Source organism: Caballeronia sp. SEWSISQ10-4 2 (assembly GCF_030464885.1).
Classification (GTDB): Bacteria; Pseudomonadota; Gammaproteobacteria; order Burkholderiales; family Burkholderiaceae; genus Caballeronia.
This window is the reverse complement of record NZ_JALPRJ010000025.1, coordinates 84,351-101,428: the sequence shown is the minus strand read 5'-3', so window position 1 is coordinate 101,428 and position 17,078 is coordinate 84,351. Positions and strand designations below refer to the sequence as shown.

17 protein-coding genes and 1 pseudogene are annotated in these 17,078 nt (G+C 60.2%); 7 read left to right on the top strand and 11 right to left on the bottom strand.

Annotated elements, in window-relative coordinates; genetic code table 11:
- Nucleotides 1-93: 93 nt before the first annotated feature.
- Nucleotides 94-837, bottom strand: a complete 744-nt coding sequence (locus M0D69_RS18660) for an NmrA family NAD(P)-binding protein (protein ID WP_301783427.1) — start codon at nt 835-837, stop codon at nt 94-96.
- Between the two features lie 301 nt (nt 838-1,138).
- Here M0D69_RS18660 and M0D69_RS18655 point away from each other — a divergent pair, with 301 nt between their 5' ends.
- Together M0D69_RS18655 and M0D69_RS18650 are read left to right on the top strand one after the other, a co-directional pair.
- Complete coding sequence (locus M0D69_RS18655; protein ID WP_367619728.1) at nt 1,139-1,474, top strand: LysR family transcriptional regulator; 336 nt, start codon at nt 1,139-1,141, stop codon at nt 1,472-1,474.
- On the top strand, nt 1,386-2,036 hold the full coding sequence (locus M0D69_RS18650; RefSeq protein ID WP_301783426.1) for a substrate binding domain-containing protein: 651 nt from the start codon (nt 1,386-1,388) through the stop codon (nt 2,034-2,036). The genes M0D69_RS18655 and M0D69_RS18650 overlap by 89 nt, the downstream gene beginning before the upstream one ends.
- Nucleotides 2,037-2,224: 188 nt before the next feature.
- On the opposite strand, the pseudogene M0D69_RS18645 reads toward M0D69_RS18650, so the two are convergent.
- A pseudogene (locus M0D69_RS18645) lies at nt 2,225-2,491 on the bottom strand (tyrosine-type recombinase/integrase); the annotation flags it as partial.
- 348 nt (nt 2,492-2,839) lie between these two features.
- Entirely contained in the window at nt 2,840-3,025 is a 186-nt protein-coding gene (locus tag M0D69_RS18640; RefSeq protein WP_301783425.1) for a hypothetical protein, read from the bottom strand.
- Nucleotides 3,026-3,389: 364 nt separating this feature from the next.
- Here M0D69_RS18640 and M0D69_RS18635 point away from each other — a divergent pair, with 364 nt between their 5' ends.
- Complete coding sequence (locus tag M0D69_RS18635; RefSeq protein ID WP_301783424.1) at nt 3,390-3,608, top strand: hypothetical protein; 219 nt, start codon at nt 3,390-3,392, stop codon at nt 3,606-3,608.
- 314 nt (nt 3,609-3,922) lie between these two features.
- Here the strand turns inward: M0D69_RS18635 and M0D69_RS18630 are convergent, their stop codons facing one another.
- Nucleotides 3,923-4,765, bottom strand: coding sequence for a DUF2182 domain-containing protein (locus tag M0D69_RS18630; RefSeq protein WP_301783423.1), 843 nt, complete (start codon nt 4,763-4,765; stop codon nt 3,923-3,925).
- On the bottom strand, nt 4,737-5,363 hold the full coding sequence (locus tag M0D69_RS18625; protein WP_301783447.1) for a DUF1326 domain-containing protein: 627 nt from the start codon (nt 5,361-5,363) through the stop codon (nt 4,737-4,739). Before M0D69_RS18625 ends, M0D69_RS18630 begins: the two co-directional genes overlap by 29 nt.
- Nucleotides 5,364-5,708: 345 nt before the next feature.
- Here M0D69_RS18625 and M0D69_RS18620 point away from each other — a divergent pair, with 345 nt between their 5' ends.
- Nucleotides 5,709-6,527, top strand: a complete 819-nt coding sequence (locus M0D69_RS18620) for a class I SAM-dependent methyltransferase (RefSeq protein WP_301783422.1) — start codon at nt 5,709-5,711, stop codon at nt 6,525-6,527.
- 491 nt (nt 6,528-7,018) lie between these two features.
- Here M0D69_RS18620 and M0D69_RS18615 read toward each other — a convergent pair whose 3' ends face one another.
- The 4 genes from M0D69_RS18615 to uxuA all read right to left on the bottom strand — a co-directional run bounded on the left by M0D69_RS18615 (nt 7,019) and on the right by uxuA (nt 12,229).
- Nucleotides 7,019-8,401 (bottom strand): esterase family protein, encoded by a 1,383-nt coding sequence (locus M0D69_RS18615; protein WP_301783421.1) that lies wholly within the window; start codon nt 8,399-8,401, stop codon nt 7,019-7,021.
- Between the two features lie 92 nt (nt 8,402-8,493).
- Nucleotides 8,494-9,693 carry a porin gene (locus tag M0D69_RS18610; protein ID WP_301783420.1) on the bottom strand — a complete coding sequence of 400 codons (1,200 nt, stop codon included), beginning with the start codon at nt 9,691-9,693 and terminating at the stop codon, nt 8,494-8,496.
- 89 nt (nt 9,694-9,782) lie between these two features.
- Complete coding sequence (locus tag M0D69_RS18605; RefSeq protein WP_301783419.1) at nt 9,783-11,093, bottom strand: MFS transporter; 1,311 nt, start codon at nt 11,091-11,093, stop codon at nt 9,783-9,785.
- Between the two features lie 71 nt (nt 11,094-11,164).
- A complete protein-coding gene (gene uxuA / locus M0D69_RS18600) occupies nt 11,165-12,229 on the bottom strand; it encodes a mannonate dehydratase (RefSeq protein ID WP_301783418.1) in 1,065 nt (354 codons plus the stop codon).
- Nucleotides 12,230-12,502: 273 nt separating this feature from the next.
- Between uxuA and M0D69_RS18595 the strand changes: the two genes are divergently transcribed.
- A complete protein-coding gene (locus M0D69_RS18595; protein WP_301783417.1) occupies nt 12,503-13,225 on the top strand; it encodes a FadR/GntR family transcriptional regulator in 723 nt (240 codons plus the stop codon).
- 7 nt (nt 13,226-13,232) lie between these two features.
- On the opposite strand, the gene M0D69_RS18590 is transcribed toward M0D69_RS18595, so the two are convergent.
- Entirely contained in the window at nt 13,233-13,640 is a 408-nt protein-coding gene (locus tag M0D69_RS18590) for an N-acetyltransferase (RefSeq protein ID WP_301783416.1), read from the bottom strand.
- A 596-nt stretch (nt 13,641-14,236) separates the two neighbouring features.
- On the opposite strand from M0D69_RS18590, the gene trxA reads away from it, so the two are divergent.
- Nucleotides 14,237-15,085 (top strand): thioredoxin, encoded by an 849-nt coding sequence (gene trxA / locus M0D69_RS18585; RefSeq protein WP_301783415.1) that lies wholly within the window; start codon nt 14,237-14,239, stop codon nt 15,083-15,085.
- 113 nt (nt 15,086-15,198) lie between these two features.
- Here the strand turns inward: trxA and M0D69_RS18580 are convergent, their stop codons facing one another.
- On the bottom strand, nt 15,199-16,062 hold the full coding sequence (locus M0D69_RS18580) for a tRNA threonylcarbamoyladenosine dehydratase (protein WP_301783414.1): 864 nt from the start codon (nt 16,060-16,062) through the stop codon (nt 15,199-15,201).
- A 330-nt stretch (nt 16,063-16,392) separates the two neighbouring features.
- Between M0D69_RS18580 and pdxH the strand changes: the two genes are divergently transcribed.
- Nucleotides 16,393-17,049 (top strand): pyridoxamine 5'-phosphate oxidase, encoded by a 657-nt coding sequence (gene pdxH / locus M0D69_RS18575; protein ID WP_301783413.1) that lies wholly within the window; start codon nt 16,393-16,395, stop codon nt 17,047-17,049.
- Nucleotides 17,050-17,078 lie beyond the last annotated feature (29 nt).

Sequence of the window (17,078 nt, the reverse complement as noted above, 5' to 3'; positions counted from 1 at the left end):
CACGATCCGGCCAGCGTATCCGCTGCAGTCGCTCACGCAAATCGGACAGTTCGCGCTCGGACACATTGAGCTAAAACGGCTGAATCAGATCACTCATCGATTGCTGCCCGCCGTTGTGTATTGACGTTTCATGAAGTCCTTAAGCGACGTCGGCCGCACTGTCGGATATCGGTCATTTGCGATGTCGCACAAAGTCCCTTCGCCCGACATCATCGGCAGCAGGTACTGGAGCGGCAGCATTGCCATCGGATGGGCGCCGGCTTTCTCCATTCGTCGTAGTTCGGCATATCCGTCCGCGATCGACCCTCGGCGTACCGGATGAAGCACATTGCCCGTTGCTGTTGCATAGTCACCCGCGATCTGGGCAATGGTGCGGCGGTCACCCGCTACGGAAACCACGTTATTGATGGTCGCAGGATCGTCAATGGCGGCCACTGTCCAAGCCGCAACGTCGTTCATGGAGGTGAAATCGAGGGCCACTTCGTCGTCGCCCCAGTAAGTGATCGTGCCCGCGTCGGCGTCGATCAGGCCGGGGCTGGAGAACACGGCCTCCATGAATCCACCATTCAGGATGTGCGTATAGCCGATGCCACTTGGGGCGACCTTGCGATCGAAGGTCCGCCGCATGTCGAGGTACGGGTTAATGCCTTCAGGAATCGAGAAAAGGTTCTCAGAAAAGTCCGACGGAACAAATCGCCCAACGCCCGTCGCGAGCGCTGCTTCAAGCAAGGGGGACTGGCCATCAATGATGGTGTCAGGGCCACCTTGCACTGCTGAAATAACGGTACCAACGCCGTCACAAGCGTGCTTAAGGCTGAGTGGGTCATCAAGGTCCATATTGACGACGGTTACGCCTTTCGATATCCACCCCTTTGCACGATTGCCATGTTGCCTTCTGAACCGCTGCGAATACCCGCGCGGATCTCCCTGCCGGGTCGCGTGCAAAGTAACGCATCGATGATTCGGTACCCTAAATCACCGGCGGCACCGGCTACCAGGTAGCTCGTCTGTGTGTTTTCCATAACTCCCTCAGTTCGTCATGACGCGAGGTCTGCGTCGATGAAAAGAGTCCAGGCCGTTCCGAACTTGAATATAAGATAGCTAAATCGCGACTCGCTGTTCCGGAAAACGACACAAAATGGACCAAGCTGACCTCATCATGTTTCTTCGGTTAGCGGATAGCGGAAGCCTTTCAGGCACGGCACGGACGCTGAAGTCCCCCAAATCGTCCGTCAGCCGGGCGCTCTTACGATTGGAGACGGAGATTGGATCAGCGCTCTTCGACCGGTCCACACGACACTTCAGGCTAACGGACGCGGGAAAACTGCTACTGCCCTACGCGTCGCGGGCGGTTCACGACCTGCAGGAAGCGCAGGCGATCATCGATGGCTACGCGGGGGAGCCACCGCGGGCTTCTACGTATCAACACGACGCAATCGTTCGCACAGGGACTCATTGCGCCCATGCTGCCTGAGTTTCTCCACCACTATCCGGAATTGACCGTCGAGCTAACCACGGACTCAAATTACGTCGACATTGCGCGCGAAGGTATCGACGTAGCGGTGCGCGTCGGCACACTCCCTGACTCGTCGCTCATCGCTCGCAGACTGCCACCGGTCGAACTGTGGCTTTGCGCGAGTCCATCCTACCTATCGCGATCAGGCGTCCCGATGGCGGCAGCCGATCTTCATGGACATACGCTCGTCGTACGGGAGGCTCCCACTAGCTGGGTCTTTCAGGACGGCCAAACGGAATTGACCATACAGCCACGTGGTAGGGCAATCATCCCTGACGCGGCTGCGCAAAAGATCGTTCTTGAAGGCGGCGCCGGGATAGGTTTTCTGCCAAGCTACCTCGCTGGTCCCTCCTTGACGGCAGGTACGTTAGTGCGGGTACTTTCGTCATTGAGACAGGAACCCATCGAGCTTCACGCGCTGTATCCGACACATCGCAGCATGTCGGCAAAGGTCCGCGCCTTCATTGATGCCCTTATTGGCCACCTTGATACCGTCGAGCTAACGTCCTCGCGCGACTAGCAACTGTCGTCCGCCAAGCGGGCGCCGGTGCAACGATAGCGGCAACTGTCCCGACGAATAAAATCATGGATTGAACGTCGCTTAGCTACGTACGGCGGACCTTCGAATGTCCGACTTCTTCGCCGGTCGACCGGCCGCTCCTGGCTGGCAAACGCCCGCTCGCCGGCCATGGCCTATCAGACTTCGGTTTACTCGGCCATCTCGAGCGCGTTGTCTACCTCAATCCCGATGTAACGCACTGTACTTTCAAGTTTCGTATGGCCTAAGAGTAACTGAACTGCGCGCAGATTCTTGGTGCGCCGATATATCAACGATGCCTTCGTGCGGCGCATCGTGTGAGAGCCGTACGCCGCGTCATCTAGACCAATCGAAGCGACCCAAAGGTGAACGATGCGAGCGTACTGACATGTCGACACGTGCGGCGACGCATGCAGTCGACTCGGGAACAAATAGTCGACTTAGCCGCCGCTGGCCGGTCGCCACACCGACGGCGGCTTAAGCCAACAAGGTGCTGGCACCTCCGTCGTCATGGTGTTTCGCGTCCGCGGTCCGCGTGGAAGTCCGTTGTTTTGCGAGGAGAAAAGTTGAGCACGCTTGGTGAGGAACTGGAAGCCTAGTACCTCATCGATCGTGAACAAGAAAACGGTCGTAATGCCCTCAGAAAGAACGCTCACGCTCACAACAACCCGTCAGGTTGAGGCGGAACGGTCGGTATCGGGGCAGCGCGATTAAAGTCACCGGAAGCGAATTCAAAGAGGCCCCTCGTTGGCGGGGCCTTGAGCCACGAAATCACTGTGTTTCCGTTAGTACGTCACAGAAGCCCCACTGCCAGTAAAACTGTGCTGGGTAGGAGCGTCAGATGCATAGTCGCCAACGGCCTGGATGATGTTCACGATCTGCTGCGGCAACCTGCCGCCGCTGACGGCGGTCATTGCAGTACGATCCATCTCAACGGCTACGGGAAGGTCTTTGATTATCAGCGTGTTCATTTCGATTCTCCAAGGGTAAATTAGTCAGTCAGGAATGTCAGAGCTTGTTTTGAGGGTGTCGCCACTCCTCGATGAGGATCAACGCAAAGTGCATGCCAAACGGTGGCGCCGCGGTAAGCGATCACACAACTAGTTGAAAATATTGGTTTTTTAATGGTGACTAGTGCGAATTGGTAGACAGACGTGTGCGCTGCGGCCGGTGGGTCGGATCCAACTCTCCGTCTGGCGCTGTTGGTTAGATCGCGACACATGCGGTCCGGCTACGTATCCCGTGTTTGTACGATGTCCGCGAGGCTTGGAATCCGATCGAAGCCCGATGACAATGAGTCTGTCGCGGACAGGCTCGCTTTCCTGCTGGACTGCTATGGCCACCATGCTGCTGTGGCCTACGATGGCGAAACTGCGCTCAGGCTCCTTCGTACCGGCGCTATTGAAATACGAAAACCTGCTCGACATAAAAGGCAGTGCTGTCCCACGGTCGCTGAGGGAAACGCCGATTCGCTCCGCGGCTTTCCTCGTTTCAATGACGAGAGACGCTGTCAGTCAGGGAGACATTGCCCGGCTCTTCGATGGCTATCTGTAGAAGCCGTTCTCCTGCGAGGCACTCATGCAGGTCATCGAAGACGCTCGCTGCAGCAGCGACGCGAACACTCGCCAAGCCGCCTAGACCAACTGTTGTCGACGGAAGCGCACACAACCCATAGTCGGAGGTTCGACGGCAAGCCTCTTACGGGTCACGGAGCAAAGCGAGCGGCAGCTTTCAGCGTGAACGCGACTTTTGAATGTCTGGCCGAGTGAGCGGGCGACCGGCTGAACATGGCCGCGTCCTGCCCATCGTGACTGGCGCCGCGCGATCACCATCACAGTCCTCAGCGGCAACTCAAAAGAAGGAGAACTTCAAAGGATGCCGGCGAAGAGCAGAACCCCGAGGACAATCATCGCCGCGCCGGCCACACGCGCCACAACGGCGCCTGCTGCTCCGATCTTTTCAAAGAAAACGAACAGCGCTAGCATCGCCACCCAGACAAGATTCATCACCCCTACGACGAAGAGCACGCACATCAGCGCCCAGCAACACCCGAGGCAGTACGCACCATGACGCATTCCCATCTGCAGCGCACCGGACGTCCCATCGCGCCAGCGAGTCATTAGAAACCCGAGGGGACTTTGGCAGTGCATGAGACATGCTCGCTTGAATGGCGTCAATTGATACACGCCGGCCGCGCAAAGAATCGCACCGCCTATCGGTGGACTTGAAGCCGCCATCTCCGGTGACAGTACTGCGGCATGGTGCAGTGCCCACTGCGCAAGTGTCGCGCATGCACTGAAGCCAACCCACACGGTCAGATAACCCAAGCCGAAGATCAGCACGATGAACGGCGCCCTGCCTCCGCCCCGTCGAGCGTGTGCCCCTGCGAAAAGAAGCATTACGGGCAGTGCCGATCCAGCCATCATGCCCACCATCATGACGACCCACATCGCGAACGTGAAGAAAATGTCGGCGGTCGTCCACGGCATCGCCATCGACATACCCATCTCCATCATCATTTTGTCGTGCTGTGTTGCCGACAACATCTGATGATCGAGATAGAAGAGATACCCCCACGACAGCACCGTGACGGCAGCAACGTACCCCAAAATGAGAATGCGGTCGCGCCTGGACAGGCTCGCGACCAGCTCAGGATTGGGTGCGCGAGAAGAGGTAGCCAGCTTACGCACCCTGCCAGGAAAAAGGCGCATATTGGCCGTTGTTCTGCCCACTGATGTCATCCCACCCAAAGCCAAGCGCGTGGACGTGACTGCGCGAGGCATGAGCAAGCGCTAAGCGATCGGCGGCCGGATGACCTGTGTTCTCCAAATGAAGCGGCTCAGTCGCGTTCGGATTAATGCCCATCGCACCCTCAGCGGCCATGTCGACGAGTTTCGGCGATGTGACAGACCACTTCGTCCCATCACGGTCGAAGCGAATCTCCGCGGACTCGACCCCGACGAACGATCCGACGAGGGGCGAGAGAGCCGCCATGGGTCCGCCTGCCGCGCCGCTGGTAATTGCCGTGATCGCGTCGCGCTGCTCCATGCTGGCCCGCTCGTCGACAATGAGGCCCACGGACCAGTTTCCCTTTCCCATCGCTTCCGGTGTCAATCCGAGAACGATGAACCCGAGGCCATCGAGAGAAACCGCTTCGTGCTGGCCGCGATCGATCTGGAATGCCATGGCAAACGTGCATGAGCCCTTGCTCGGTCTGACTGCCATCTGTCCAGGGAGGCATGGGCAGACGAAGTCACAACTGCACGTCTCATAGTATTGACCGCTAATGCTCCAGATTGGGGTTGCCATCATCTATCTCCGTGTCACTCTAGCTGCAGTGCATCAAGCCCCATCGATATGTTGGATGGCGAAACGCCCCCGCTTGCATTTGACCTCGATGAGAACGACAGTCGTGCTATTCCAGGCTCAGTCAGTACCTTGACAGGCTCTACGTTGAATATAGGCATAAATAGGTGGAAGGCTAGCTCATTGTTCAAGCGTTGCCCCGTGTCCCGGTTTTCGCGCGGGCCGGCCCGATCATGTTCGTCGGATTCTTCTGAATTGTTCATTCCCTTGAACTATTTATTTGACCACGAGCGTTCCTGGACACCTGGCGCCCAAGATTGCCGCAAGTGCGATAGAAGGAGCAGGCGCATGGATAGGTTTGGTACTGACAAGCTCTTCGCCGGTTCGATCCCCGAGCTCTATGAGCGTTACCTCGTTCCGCTGATCTTCGAACCCTACGCCGCCGATCTCGCGAACCGGGTGGCAGTTCTCAATTCGTCGCGCGTACTCGAGACCGCCGCCGGCACGGGTGTGGTGACTCGCGCGCTGGCGAATGCATTGCCCACGCACGTTGAACTGGTTGCGACGGACCTGAATCAGCCGATGCTGGATCGTGCCGCGGCAGTCGGCACCCGAAGGCCGGTGAAGTGGCAACAGGCAGACGCGACGCAGCTACCGTTCGACGACGCGAGTTTCGACATCATCGCCTGCCAATTCGGCGTAATGTTCTTCCCGGACAAAGCGCGCGCGATGTCCGAAGCACGGCGCGTGCTCCGGCCCGGTGGCACGCTGTTGTTCAATGCCTGGGATCGCATCGAGGAAAATGAGTTTGCCGATACGGTCACGGCGGCACTTGCCAGCCTCTTTCCCGCAGATCCTCCACTTTTCCTGGCACGCACGCCGCACGGCTATTTCGACCTGGCAGCGATCTCGCAAGACCTCGCGAAGGCGGGGTTCAGTGAGGTGCCGCGCTTCGAGACGATTGCAGCGCGTAGTCGCGCGGCATCGGCGCGGGTGCCGGCCATTGCTTATTGCCAAGGAACGCCTTTGCGCACGGAGATCGAGATCCGTTCCGGCGCAGGTCTGGCTGAGGCTACATCGGCGTGCGCTGCTGCCATCGCCGAGCGGTTCGGCGCGGGCCCCGTCGACGGAAAGATCCAGGCACACATCGTCATCGCCCAGCGCTGACGGGGTCCGAGCATCGCTATCTTGTCATTCCACCCCTGAACTATCGCCGCCTTGAAAAGCCGGTCAAAGCAACTTTGACCGGCTCAGTTCGACCCCTTGCAGACGCTCGGACCTGCTGGAAACGGCCGTTCGGCCTCGTTCAGTGTCCGCAGATCGTCAACAATCTTCAAGCCTGCCTCGGTGATCTGTCTGGCGCGGTTGATGTCGCCACCACGAGGTATACCAAAGTGGTCGTGTTCGAGGTATGGCGCAGATCGTCGCGCACACTCTTGAGCCCAGCACCGCGCGCGGCGCAGCTTCCCGACCATACCTCTTGTCGACGTCTCTGGTATCTCTGCTTTCCGCCTACTAGATGGTCTTGCACCTCAACCGCGCGGCCCTGGGCAGCCGCCAGTCCAGCTTGCCGCGCAGCGTCGAAGTATCAAACTTTCCTGAGCAGTTGCCGGTCCTGGAAATCCAGGCTCACCGGTTAAAACCGCCGTGTCGAGATCCTAATCTCCATTCGGCTGATATCCTCCCATCAGATACGCTATGGCATTCGGCAGCGTCTGTTTGATGGTGGCAAGGTCTACATGCCCGGCATTGTGGGCGAAGATGAACTGGTACTCGTACCCTTTCGCAGCGAGCGCCTTGGCCATGTTCTCGCAAGCGAGCACATAATCGTGCATCCCGTCCGCCATCGGGTTGGGATACCAGCCGTCGTAATCACCCACCTCGTACCACACCCGGATAGGCTTCCTGGGACTGTTGGGAACGAGGGGCAAGCCTGCGGACTGGTTCGCTGCGACCGGCGTGGGAACATTGAAGCTTTCCGTTTGCAGTAGCTGCGTCGGAGGCGGGCCCGCGTACTGGCTGTGATATTGCCAGGCCCCGCCCGGAAGGTTGGGGTTGTGTGGCCACTGCTGGTTGGTGAAGGTCGGAGAATAGGACAGGACCTTGCCGAAGAGTTCGGGGTGAAACCAGGCCATGGTGAAGGCGGCTTCGCCGCTCGCACTAATACCCATGGCGATGCGGCCCGCAGGATCGTGAGTCAGGCGGATGCCGGCCACTTTCTCGACCTGCGGCAATACCTCTGTCTCGATGAATTCCGCGTACTGCCCGTTCATGGAATCGTACTCGAACCCGCGCTCGCTTCCCTGTGCGTCCTGGCCACCATTCTCAACGGTGATGGCCACCATCGGCGGGACTCGCCGTTCGCGAATCAGACTGTCGAGGGTTGGGAACAGTATAGGTTCGATGAGTTGCGTTGGAGGACCGCCTGGGATCGGTGGCGGTGTGCCGTCTCCCGACACGATGAATGGCAGGGCTCTTTGTCCGCGAGCATCCCGGGGCACGTAGACCTGAACCACGCGGGTCCAGATGCCCGCCTCGCTGCAGTAGTTCGAACCGGCAGTGAAGCAGTTGGGAACGAGCATGGTCGAGAAGTCACCCGGCGCGGTCCGCCCATATTGATTAATGAAATCGAAACTGGGCTCTACGCGCACCAGACTGGTCGGATAGATCTTGCTGTTGTACGACCACATCCTGAAGGTGTATACCGTCCCGGTCTGGGTGCCCGTCACCTCGGGCGCAGCCGGATGAGTCGGGCCGATAATGAAATTCCCGTTGACCGGAACCGGTGGCAGGCGACCATCCGCGATCTGGGTTGCCTTCGGGTAGTTCGGGTTCGAAGGATCCCTGGTGGGCGGATTCGTGCTGAAGTTCAGACCGGTCGGGTCGATGTAGAAGGGTGCGCTCGGATTTGTGGTGTTTGCGCCAGCCGGTAGTAAACCGGACGGCACGTTCTGCGCAAGGGCGTATGGGGGCACTGTCCCGAGAAACAGTACTGCTGCGGTACTCACGACCTTTCGCGCAAGCGATTGATCAAGGCTCATTGAATCCTCCTGGAGATGCTTGTCCCGGATTTTGCTCCGGTGATTTGAAACGCCAACTGCTCGAAATGCACTCAATCAAATCCACGCGACGATCAGAAGCGGTGAACGATGCCCACCGCACCTGCCACCTGGCTGCGCGACGAGGACGGCGCGCTGTTCTGGCCGTCGCCAATATCGGCTGTCGCATTGATGATGTTGCCCGCACCGTTCGTGCCGAGGGTCTGGCCGCCCGCGCGCTGGTATGCCTCGACGAGGTACAGGCCCGTTCGCTTCGAGAGGCTGTAGTACTGTGAGACGGTGAACTGCTGATACGAAGCCGCGCTGGTGATGCCGTTCGCACTGGTCGCCCGCGTGTAGCTGTAGCCCGCTGCGAGATCTAACGCTGTGAGCGGCTTGTAGTGCAGCACGATGCCACCCGTGTTCCAGATCTGCGTAGAGAAGAACTTCGAGCCCGCGCCTGCGACGTACTGCACATTCGAGTAGGATGCCGAAATGTCCCACTGAGAATTGAACGTATAGCCACCCGTCACCGCGAAGCGCTGTTGCGCTTGCGCAGTCTGAAAGCCGTTCGTGATGCCAGACACGCCCGGCTCGCCGTTGCTGTTCGCCGTGGAGTTCGCGCCCCACGCCCCGCCGCCGCTCGTCGCGTTGTTCAGGCGCTCGAAGCCCACTGCGAGACCGATCGGACCGTGAATGTAGTTCGCTGCGACGCTCCACGACTGGCCCGCGCCAGTGCTGCCCGCCACGCCGCCCAATGCATACATGCCACTGAAGGTGAAGCCTGCGAAGTTCGGCGACGTATAGAGGATGGAGTTGTTGATGCGATAGATCGTGTCCATCGAATCGAGGTCACCCGGGTGTGCGCCGTATGCGCCGGTCAGCCAGGTGGTTGGACTGTACGGCGCAAGCAGCGTGTAGTACGGCGCGTACTGGCGGCCCATCGTCAGGCTCCCGTACTGCTGGTTCGCAAGACCGACGAAAGCTGCGCGGTTGAACATCAGTCCCGAGGTCGATTCGGCACCCGTCGCCGAGTTGTAGCCTTCTTCGAGCTGGAAGATCGCACGCGTGCCGCCGCCCAGATCTTCGCTGCCCTTGAAGCCGAAGCGCGAGCCGGCCCATATGCCTTGCGCCATCTTGACTACCGAGCGGCCGCCGGCGTTGCTGCCGAGCGAAGTCGAGCTGCTCTGATAGCCAATGCCGGCATCGACGATGCCGTACAACGTGACGCTGCTTTGCGCGTGCGCGCCCAGCGCGGCAAGTCCAAGCGCAGATGCGAGGATAGTTTTTTTCATCTCCATTCCTATCTTTGGTCGTTTTGGTTTGATACTCGTTTAAGCACTCGCTGTTTCGATTTCCGCCTGTGCGGCGGAGATGCTGACGCTCAAACCGCGCCGGCCTGGGCGCCACGCCGCGCGGCATCGCTACCCAACACGGGCAGCGGCTCGACCTTTCCGACGACGAATAGATACGACAGCGCGCCGACTACGCACAGCGCGCCCGCTGCGACCAGCGGCACGACGAACGAGCCCTTCGTGATCGACAGCATCACGCCCGTAAAGGTCGTGATGAAGATTCCCGCGAGATTGCCCGCGAAATTCTGGATCCCGCCGATCGACGCGACGTGCGCGGGCGTCGGTGCGACTTCGCCGACGAGCGTCCACACGTTCGCGCCCGCGAACGACAGGCTCGCATAGGCGAGTGCGAAAAGCGCGAGGCATCCCCACACGCTGTCGACGAACGCGGATAGCGCGATCGATGACGACAGCAGCATCCCGAGCACGAGGCACGTCTTGCGCGCGGCGGTTGCGCTCCAGCCGCGTCGGAACAGGCTGTCCGACACGTAGCCGCCGAGCCAGCCGCCGGGAACCGCGAGCAGCGCGGGCAGCATGCCCCACGTGCCGAGCGACGCGAGCGAGAAGCCGCGCGACTGCAGCAGGTAGCTCGGGAACCAGGTGATGAAGAAGTAGATCGCGAAGTTCAGACAGAACAGGCCGATCATCATCCCCCAGATGGTCCGGTAGCGGAACAGGTCGAGCCACAACACCTTCGGTTCGTCGGGCGATGCGGCGACAGCGGGCGCGCTACGCTGCGCGAGCAGCGCGTCGACGGCTATCGGCGCTATCGCGCGATAGCGCTCGGGGTCGCGATAGATGAACCACCACGCGAGCGCCCACACGATGCCAATGCCGCCCGTGATCGCGAACGACCCGCGCCAGCCGACGATCGAGATCAACCAGACGACGAGCGGCAGCGACAGCGCAGAGCCGACGCGCGAGCCGCTGTCGAAGATGCTGCTCGCGAGGCCACGCTCGCTGCGCGGGAACCAGTTGAACGCGACCTTCGCGAACGACGGGATTGCGGCCGCTTCGCCGACGCCGAGCATCAACCGCATGCCGACGAGCTGCGCGAGGCCGCGCGCGGCGCCCGTCGCGATCGTGAACACTGACCACCAGCCGACCGCGAGCGCGAGGCTCACGCGCACGCCGACCTTGTCGATGAACCAGCCAGCCGGCAATTGCAGAAACGCATAAGTCCAGAAAAACGCGCTCAGCACGAGCCCCATGCCGACCGCGTCGAGGCCGAGGTCGGCGCGTATGCTCGGTGCGGCGATCGCGAGGTTCGCCCGGTCGATGAAGTTGATGACGTTGGCCAGAAAGCACATCAGGATCATGGCCCATCGGATGCGTGGCATGTGAAGTCTCCGTGCGGAATGTCGTGACGGGCGACCGGCGATCCGCTGCGCCGGCCGCCTCGGTAGGCGGCTTACTGCGACGCTTGCTGCGGCGCGCGGCTCAGCTTGTCCGTCGCTTCCCACAGGCCGTTCAGGTACACCGCGCCGAGCGCGCGGTCATAGAGGCCGTAGCCGGGCTTGCCCGTCTCGCCCCAGATCATGCGGCCGTGGTCGGGGCGCACGTAGCCCGTGAAGCCCGTGTCGTGATACGCCTTGACGATTGCGGCGATGTCGAGCGACCCGCAGCTAGACAGGTGCGCGGTCTCCTCGAAGTCGCCGTTCGCCTCGACCTTCACGTTGCGGATGTGCGCGAAATGGATGCGTCCCATCCCGCCGAATTCGCGCACGAGCGCCTCGACGTCGTTCTGCGGGCCCGCGCCGAGCGAGCCCGAGCACAGCGTCAGCCCGTTCGCGGGTGTATCGACGATGCGCACGATTCGCGCGAGATCGTCGCGGTTCTTCACGATGCGCGGCAGCCCGAAGATCGGACGCGGCGGATCGTCGGGATGGATCGCCATCTTCACGCCGGCTTCCTCGGCGACGGGGATGATCGCCTTCAGGAAGTATTCGAGGTTCGCCCACAATGCGGCTTCGTCGATCTCGCGATACTCGGCGAGCAGCGCCTGCAGCTCGTCGGGCCGGTAGCTCGAATCCCAGCCCGGCAGGGCGATGCCGTCGTTCGGATCGATCTGGTCGACCACCTCGGTGCTAAACGCGAGGCAGGTCGAGCCGTCGTCGAGCGTCTTCGACAGCTCGGTGCGTGTCCAGTCGAACACGGGCATGAAGTTGTAGCAGACGACTTGGATGCCGGCGGCGCCGAGATGGCGGATCGTCTGCCGGTAATTCGCGATCAGCTGGTCGCGGCTCGGCTTGCCAAGCTTGATGTCCTCGTGGACGGGCACCGATTCGACGACCTCGAAGCGCAGGCCGGCCAGTTCGATCGTCGCCTTCAGCGCGTCGATCTTGTGCGCGGGCCAGACTTCGCCCACCGGTTCGTCGTAGATCGCGGACACGATGTGCGTGACACCTGGGATTTGGCTGATGTACTGCAGCGAGACCGGATCGGACTCGCCGTACCAACGGAAAGACATCTTCACGGGAGCGGCTCCTGACTGGTGGTTCATGCGCTAGACGAACGGGCGGCGGCGCGCCGGCCCGTCATCGATGTACGCATCATGATTGGTACACCACTTTGGTTGAATAGTGGTTTACCACTTATTCGGGCGGGATATCGCCACATGGTGGTCAGCTGGAATAAGCTGATTGCAATGCTGAAGCGGGCGGCCGAACAGCGTGTTGGCCAGAATTGGTGTACCATTTTTTCGATCCGGCGCCTTGGAGGGTGCCGACCAGCCCGTTGCGAGCCTTCAATGACCGACTTATCCAACCTGCCCGGCCCCAGCGATGCGGAAGCCGCGGACCGCTCCTACATTGGCCTTGCGCGGCAGATCCACGCAATGGTGGCCGCCGGCGCGCTTGAGGACGGCGCGCGGCTGCCGTCGGAGCGCAGCCTGGCCGACCGGTTCGGCGTGAGTCGCACGCAGGTGCGCGAGGCGATCATTGCGCTTGAGGTGCAGGGGATCGTCGAAGTGCGGGTCGGTTCGGGCATCTACGTGTCGGCGGCCGATGCCGCGCGGCCCGTGACGTTCGAGGTGCCGCGCGGCCCGGGGCCGATCGAGACGCTGCGCGCGCGTGAGCTGATCGAGGCGGAAGTCGCGGCGCTCGCGGCGACTGAGCGCAAGGATGCGGATCTCGATCGGATGTTCGTCCCGCTAACGACGATGCGCGACCGGATGGACGACAAGGCTGCGTACGACGTGGCCGACCGCCAGTTTCATCAGAGAATCGCCGAATCGACCGGCAATACAGTGCTGCTGCACATGGTCACCGCGATGTGGGACTGCGCGCGCAGCGATCCGCTGTGGGACAAGATCGAGGAGCACTTTCATTCGCCGGCGCTGCGCGAGGCGTCGCAGGAGGATCACCAGCGGATCTTCGCGACGATCATGGCGCGCGATGCGGCCGGCGCGCGCGATGCCATGCGCGCGCACCTGTCGCGCGTGATCGCGGAATTTACGCAAGCCTGGCGCTGACGATCGTTCATACAGATTCCGGGCCGAAGATCCGCGCTGCATTCCACCTCGCCTTAAGTGCCGAGCGTTTTTTCAAAAATATTTTAGAGTGGCCGACCGGAAAATCAGGCAATTCGCCAAATTGGACATAGCCAGGCCATTCGTAAAAGGACCTTGCCTGAAAATCATGCGTGTCGAGCGATACGTCATGACATCCACGTGCCAGCGCTTCCTCCTCGGCCAATTGCATGAGACGTTTGCCCACACCTTGGCCGCCCCCCTTCTTGGTGCTGCTGGTAAGCCTTTCAATGAATATCAGTTTTACCTCGGCGCTCACAGGTTGATTCTCGTAGTTCGCTATCAGTTTTCCAAGGTCATCCACCAGCGCATGGAAGTCGCACGCCATCTTTGTGGCGCCATTGCAATGAATTTCCACAAAGTCTGCTGTCAAAACGGTGCGACATATGCGTACCAGAGACGAGCTATTGTTAGCGATCTACGCCACAGCGTCGAGTGGCCGAAATTGGCCGGTCCGTGCCCTTCGCGCAGATCCAGATTCCAAGCTCCCCATGAGAAGGTCGTTCCCCACGAGCAGTATTGGCAGATAGCCTGTTCAAAGTCACTTTTCAGGGGCAGCAAGGTGCGTTTGCATATGGCCCGGAGACAGGGCGGCGCGGAAGATCCTTCGCGCGCAGAACGCACCAGAGCGAGGACGTTTGAGCGCTACGAAAAACGCTGCGCCGGAGAATAGGCGGGCACTGTCGATTTGCGTATCACGTTTGCATCACCATATATGAGTTTCAGTGATACAACTGTGATACGGCCAAACCCTTACTGGATAAGGCTCTCGGATCATTCCAAAACCTGTATCACCGTATCACCGTATCACCGGAAATTGGCGTGCTCTCGACGTAAAATCGCCGTGTGCCGCACCCGCGTTTCAAGCGGAGAAAAATTCGGGTATTTTGGCGGGTACTTTTAGCGCCAAAATCGCTCAAAGCCTTATACAGTAATACGCTAATGAGGAACACCATGGATACAACACTCGCCACGTTCGAACAGGACGTCATCGCCGCGTCCACGCTTGCGCCGGTGCTCGTCGATTTCTGGGCGCCGTGGTGCGGTCCATGCAAGACGCTCGGCCCGATGCTCGAACGGCTTGAGGCGGAAGGCTCGGGCAAGTGGAAGCTGGTGAAGGTGAATGTGGATGAAAATCCAGAACTGGCGCAGCACTTCCAGGTGCGCAGCATTCCGCACGTGGTCGCGTTCGCGGATGGCCGTGCCGTGGATCAATTTATCGGCGTGCTGTCGGAAGGGCAGTTGCGCGAGTTCATCGAGAAGCTGGTGCCCGATGGCGCGGAAGCCGAACAGCGCGCGGCGCATGCGGCGTACGAGGCCGGAGACACCGATCTGGCCATCGACCATATCAAGGCAGCGCTGGCGCTCGATCCCGGTTATGACGACGCCCGGCTGGACCTGATCGAGTGGCTGCTCGCGGCTGGCCGAACGCACGAAGCACGTGCCGAAGACAAGTTGCTGTCGCCGAAAACCACGCAAGGTATCGACGCCCGCTATAACGCGCTAAAAACGGAACTGGACGCCGCCGATGCCGCCGCAAGCCTGCCGCCTGCTGACGCGCTGATCGACGCCGTAAACGCCAATCCCGAGGACCTGGAAGCACGTTTTGCGCTGGCCAACCGGCTGATCGCCGGGCGCGATTACAACGGCGCGCTGGAGCATCTGTTTGCGATCGTGACACGCGACCGTTCGTTCATGGACGACGTGGGCCGTAAAACCATGCTCTCGGTGTTCGGCCTCGCCGCGCATCAGCCGGAAGTCGTTTCGCAATGGCGTCGTAAGCTGAGCGCGGCAATAAACTGACGCTGAATTAATGCCCGGCAATAAAACCTTTCAAATCGATTAAATCGATAGTGTGGAAAGGTGCTTTATAAAATGGCCGCTTGAACGCGGCCATTTTTTACGTCAAGCGGTGTTTAAGCGCCTTTCGCGAGATCTCTTAAAACGTAAGCAGCAGCAGCGAATCCGAAGCTTGCCGTGACGCAGACGCTCGATCCGAATCCAGCGCAGTTGAGTCCGACCGGTCCCGTGATACCGGGCGCGGCTTCCTCGCCCGCATCGCCCGTATCACCCGTAGCGGCAACGGGTGCCTCGGGGTAAATCAGCGGCTCGTCGGAATAGACCGCGCTCACTTTGAACTTCGATTTCGGCCCGCGCGGAAAACCATGCAGTTTGCGCAGTTGCCCGCGCACCTTCGAGAGCAGCGGGTCCTGGATCGTGAGCGCGAGATCGTCGATGCGAATCCGGGTCGGATCGAGTTGCCCACCTGCTCCCCCAACGGTAATCAGCCGCTGCCCGTGCTCGACGCACCACGCAATTAGCGCGGTTTTCGTACGCACGCTGTCGATAGCATCGATCACGAAATCGAAACCGCCGCCCAGCACCGACTCGAAATTCGCGGGCTCGATAAAATCTTCGACCTGCTCCACTCGGCAAGCCGGATCGATCAGGCGGATGCGCTCGGCCATCGCGCTGACCTTGGCCTTGCCGTAGTTGCCATCTAGCGCGTGGACCTGGCGGTTCGTATTGCTTTCGGCCACGTTGTCGAGATCGATCAGCGTCAGGCGTCCGATCGCATTGCGCACCAGCGCTTCGACCGCCCACGAGCCCACGCCGCCAATGCCGATCACTGCAACATGCGCGCGCTCGAACGCGGCAAGCCCTTCGGGGCCATACAAACGGGCCACGCCGCCGAAGCGCCGGGCACGGTCCGCGGCTTCAAACTCCGGCGTGGCAGGGGTAAAATTTGAAGCGTCGGCAGGGGCGGAAAAAGCGGTCATGATGAGGTAGGCGGGACACGCTAAAACAAAGCAAGAAGGCGGCAAATAAGCGGCCAGCGACGTAGATCCGCACTGACGCGCTATCGCAACGATAGAAGCGGATGTCAGCAGGATTTCGCCGAATTGCGTATTCTGCCTTATCGAAGATTGGACGTAAGTGATTACCGTCCAATTTTTGAAAGCAAAATGAAAATAATTGGCCGGATCTCATCAAATTTTGTCGCCCGGGATCTTGATCTGAATCATTGAAGGTCAAAGGGACATTGGCGGTAAAGCGCGGAATTTGACGACGTTGGCTATACTAATGCGACTGAAGCGTTTGCATAAAAAATGACGACCCTCGCTGATCTTCGAAAGAACTATTCCGTCGGATCGCTCGACACATCCGACGTGGATCCGAATCCGATTCGGCAATTCGAAACCTGGTTTGCGCAGGCGCTCGACGCACAGTTACCCGAACCCAACACCATGACGCTCGCCACGGTCGACGAGCGCGGCCGCCCTTCGGCACGTATCGTGCTGATCAAGGGCGTCGACGACCGAGGTTTCGTGTTCTTTACGAACTACCGCAGCCGCAAAGGTCATGAACTCGCGAGCAACCCCGCCGCGAGTCTGCTGTTTTACTGGATCGAACTCGAGCGCCAGGTGCGTATCGAGGGCTCCGTCGTCAAGACAAGTCCGCATGAAAGCGATGCGTATTTTGCGTCGCGCCCGCTTGGATCGCGAATAGGCGCGTGGGCGTCGGAGCAGAGTGAAGTGATCGAAAGCCGCGAGGTGCTTGAAACCCGCGAGCGCGAATTGATTGCGAAATACGGTGACAACCCGCCGCGTCCGCCACATTGGGGCGGCTACCGGGTCGTTCCCGACACCATCGAATTCTGGCAGGGCCGTCCGTCACGGTTGCATGACCGTGTCGTCTATAAACGTGCTGCACACACGCTTTCGGACAACGGCCAGCAATGGCAAATCGTCCGTTTATCGCCTTAGCCTTAGCCTTAGCAAGACTTCGACCTTCG

Excerpts from the sequence above, each read along its gene's own strand:
- M0D69_RS18660 (WP_301783427.1), bottom strand. The coding sequence starts at position 837 with ATGGACCTTGATGACCCACTCAGCCTTAAGCACGCTTGTGACGGCGTT.
- M0D69_RS18655 (WP_367619728.1), top strand. The coding sequence starts at position 1,139 with ATGGACCAAGCTGACCTCATCATGTTTCTTCGGTTAGCGGATAGCGGA.
- M0D69_RS18650 (WP_301783426.1), top strand. The coding sequence starts at position 1,386 with ATGGCTACGCGGGGGAGCCACCGCGGGCTTCTACGTATCAACACGACG.
- M0D69_RS18640 (WP_301783425.1), bottom strand. The coding sequence starts at position 3,025 with ATGAACACGCTGATAATCAAAGACCTTCCCGTAGCCGTTGAGATGGAT.
- M0D69_RS18635 (WP_301783424.1), top strand. The coding sequence starts at position 3,390 with ATGGCCACCATGCTGCTGTGGCCTACGATGGCGAAACTGCGCTCAGGC.
- M0D69_RS18630 (WP_301783423.1), bottom strand. The coding sequence starts at position 4,765 with ATGCGCCTTTTTCCTGGCAGGGTGCGTAAGCTGGCTACCTCTTCTCGC.
- M0D69_RS18625 (WP_301783447.1), bottom strand. The coding sequence starts at position 5,363 with ATGGCAACCCCAATCTGGAGCATTAGCGGTCAATACTATGAGACGTGC.
- M0D69_RS18620 (WP_301783422.1), top strand. The coding sequence starts at position 5,709 with ATGGATAGGTTTGGTACTGACAAGCTCTTCGCCGGTTCGATCCCCGAG.
- M0D69_RS18615 (WP_301783421.1), bottom strand. The coding sequence starts at position 8,401 with ATGAGCCTTGATCAATCGCTTGCGCGAAAGGTCGTGAGTACCGCAGCA.
- M0D69_RS18610 (WP_301783420.1), bottom strand. The coding sequence starts at position 9,693 with ATGAAAAAAACTATCCTCGCATCTGCGCTTGGACTTGCCGCGCTGGGC.
- M0D69_RS18605 (WP_301783419.1), bottom strand. The coding sequence starts at position 11,093 with ATGCCACGCATCCGATGGGCCATGATCCTGATGTGCTTTCTGGCCAAC.
- M0D69_RS18595 (WP_301783417.1), top strand. The coding sequence starts at position 12,503 with ATGACCGACTTATCCAACCTGCCCGGCCCCAGCGATGCGGAAGCCGCG.
- trxA (WP_301783415.1), top strand. The coding sequence starts at position 14,237 with ATGGATACAACACTCGCCACGTTCGAACAGGACGTCATCGCCGCGTCC.
- M0D69_RS18580 (WP_301783414.1), bottom strand. The coding sequence starts at position 16,062 with ATGACCGCTTTTTCCGCCCCTGCCGACGCTTCAAATTTTACCCCTGCC.
- pdxH (WP_301783413.1), top strand. The coding sequence starts at position 16,393 with ATGACGACCCTCGCTGATCTTCGAAAGAACTATTCCGTCGGATCGCTC.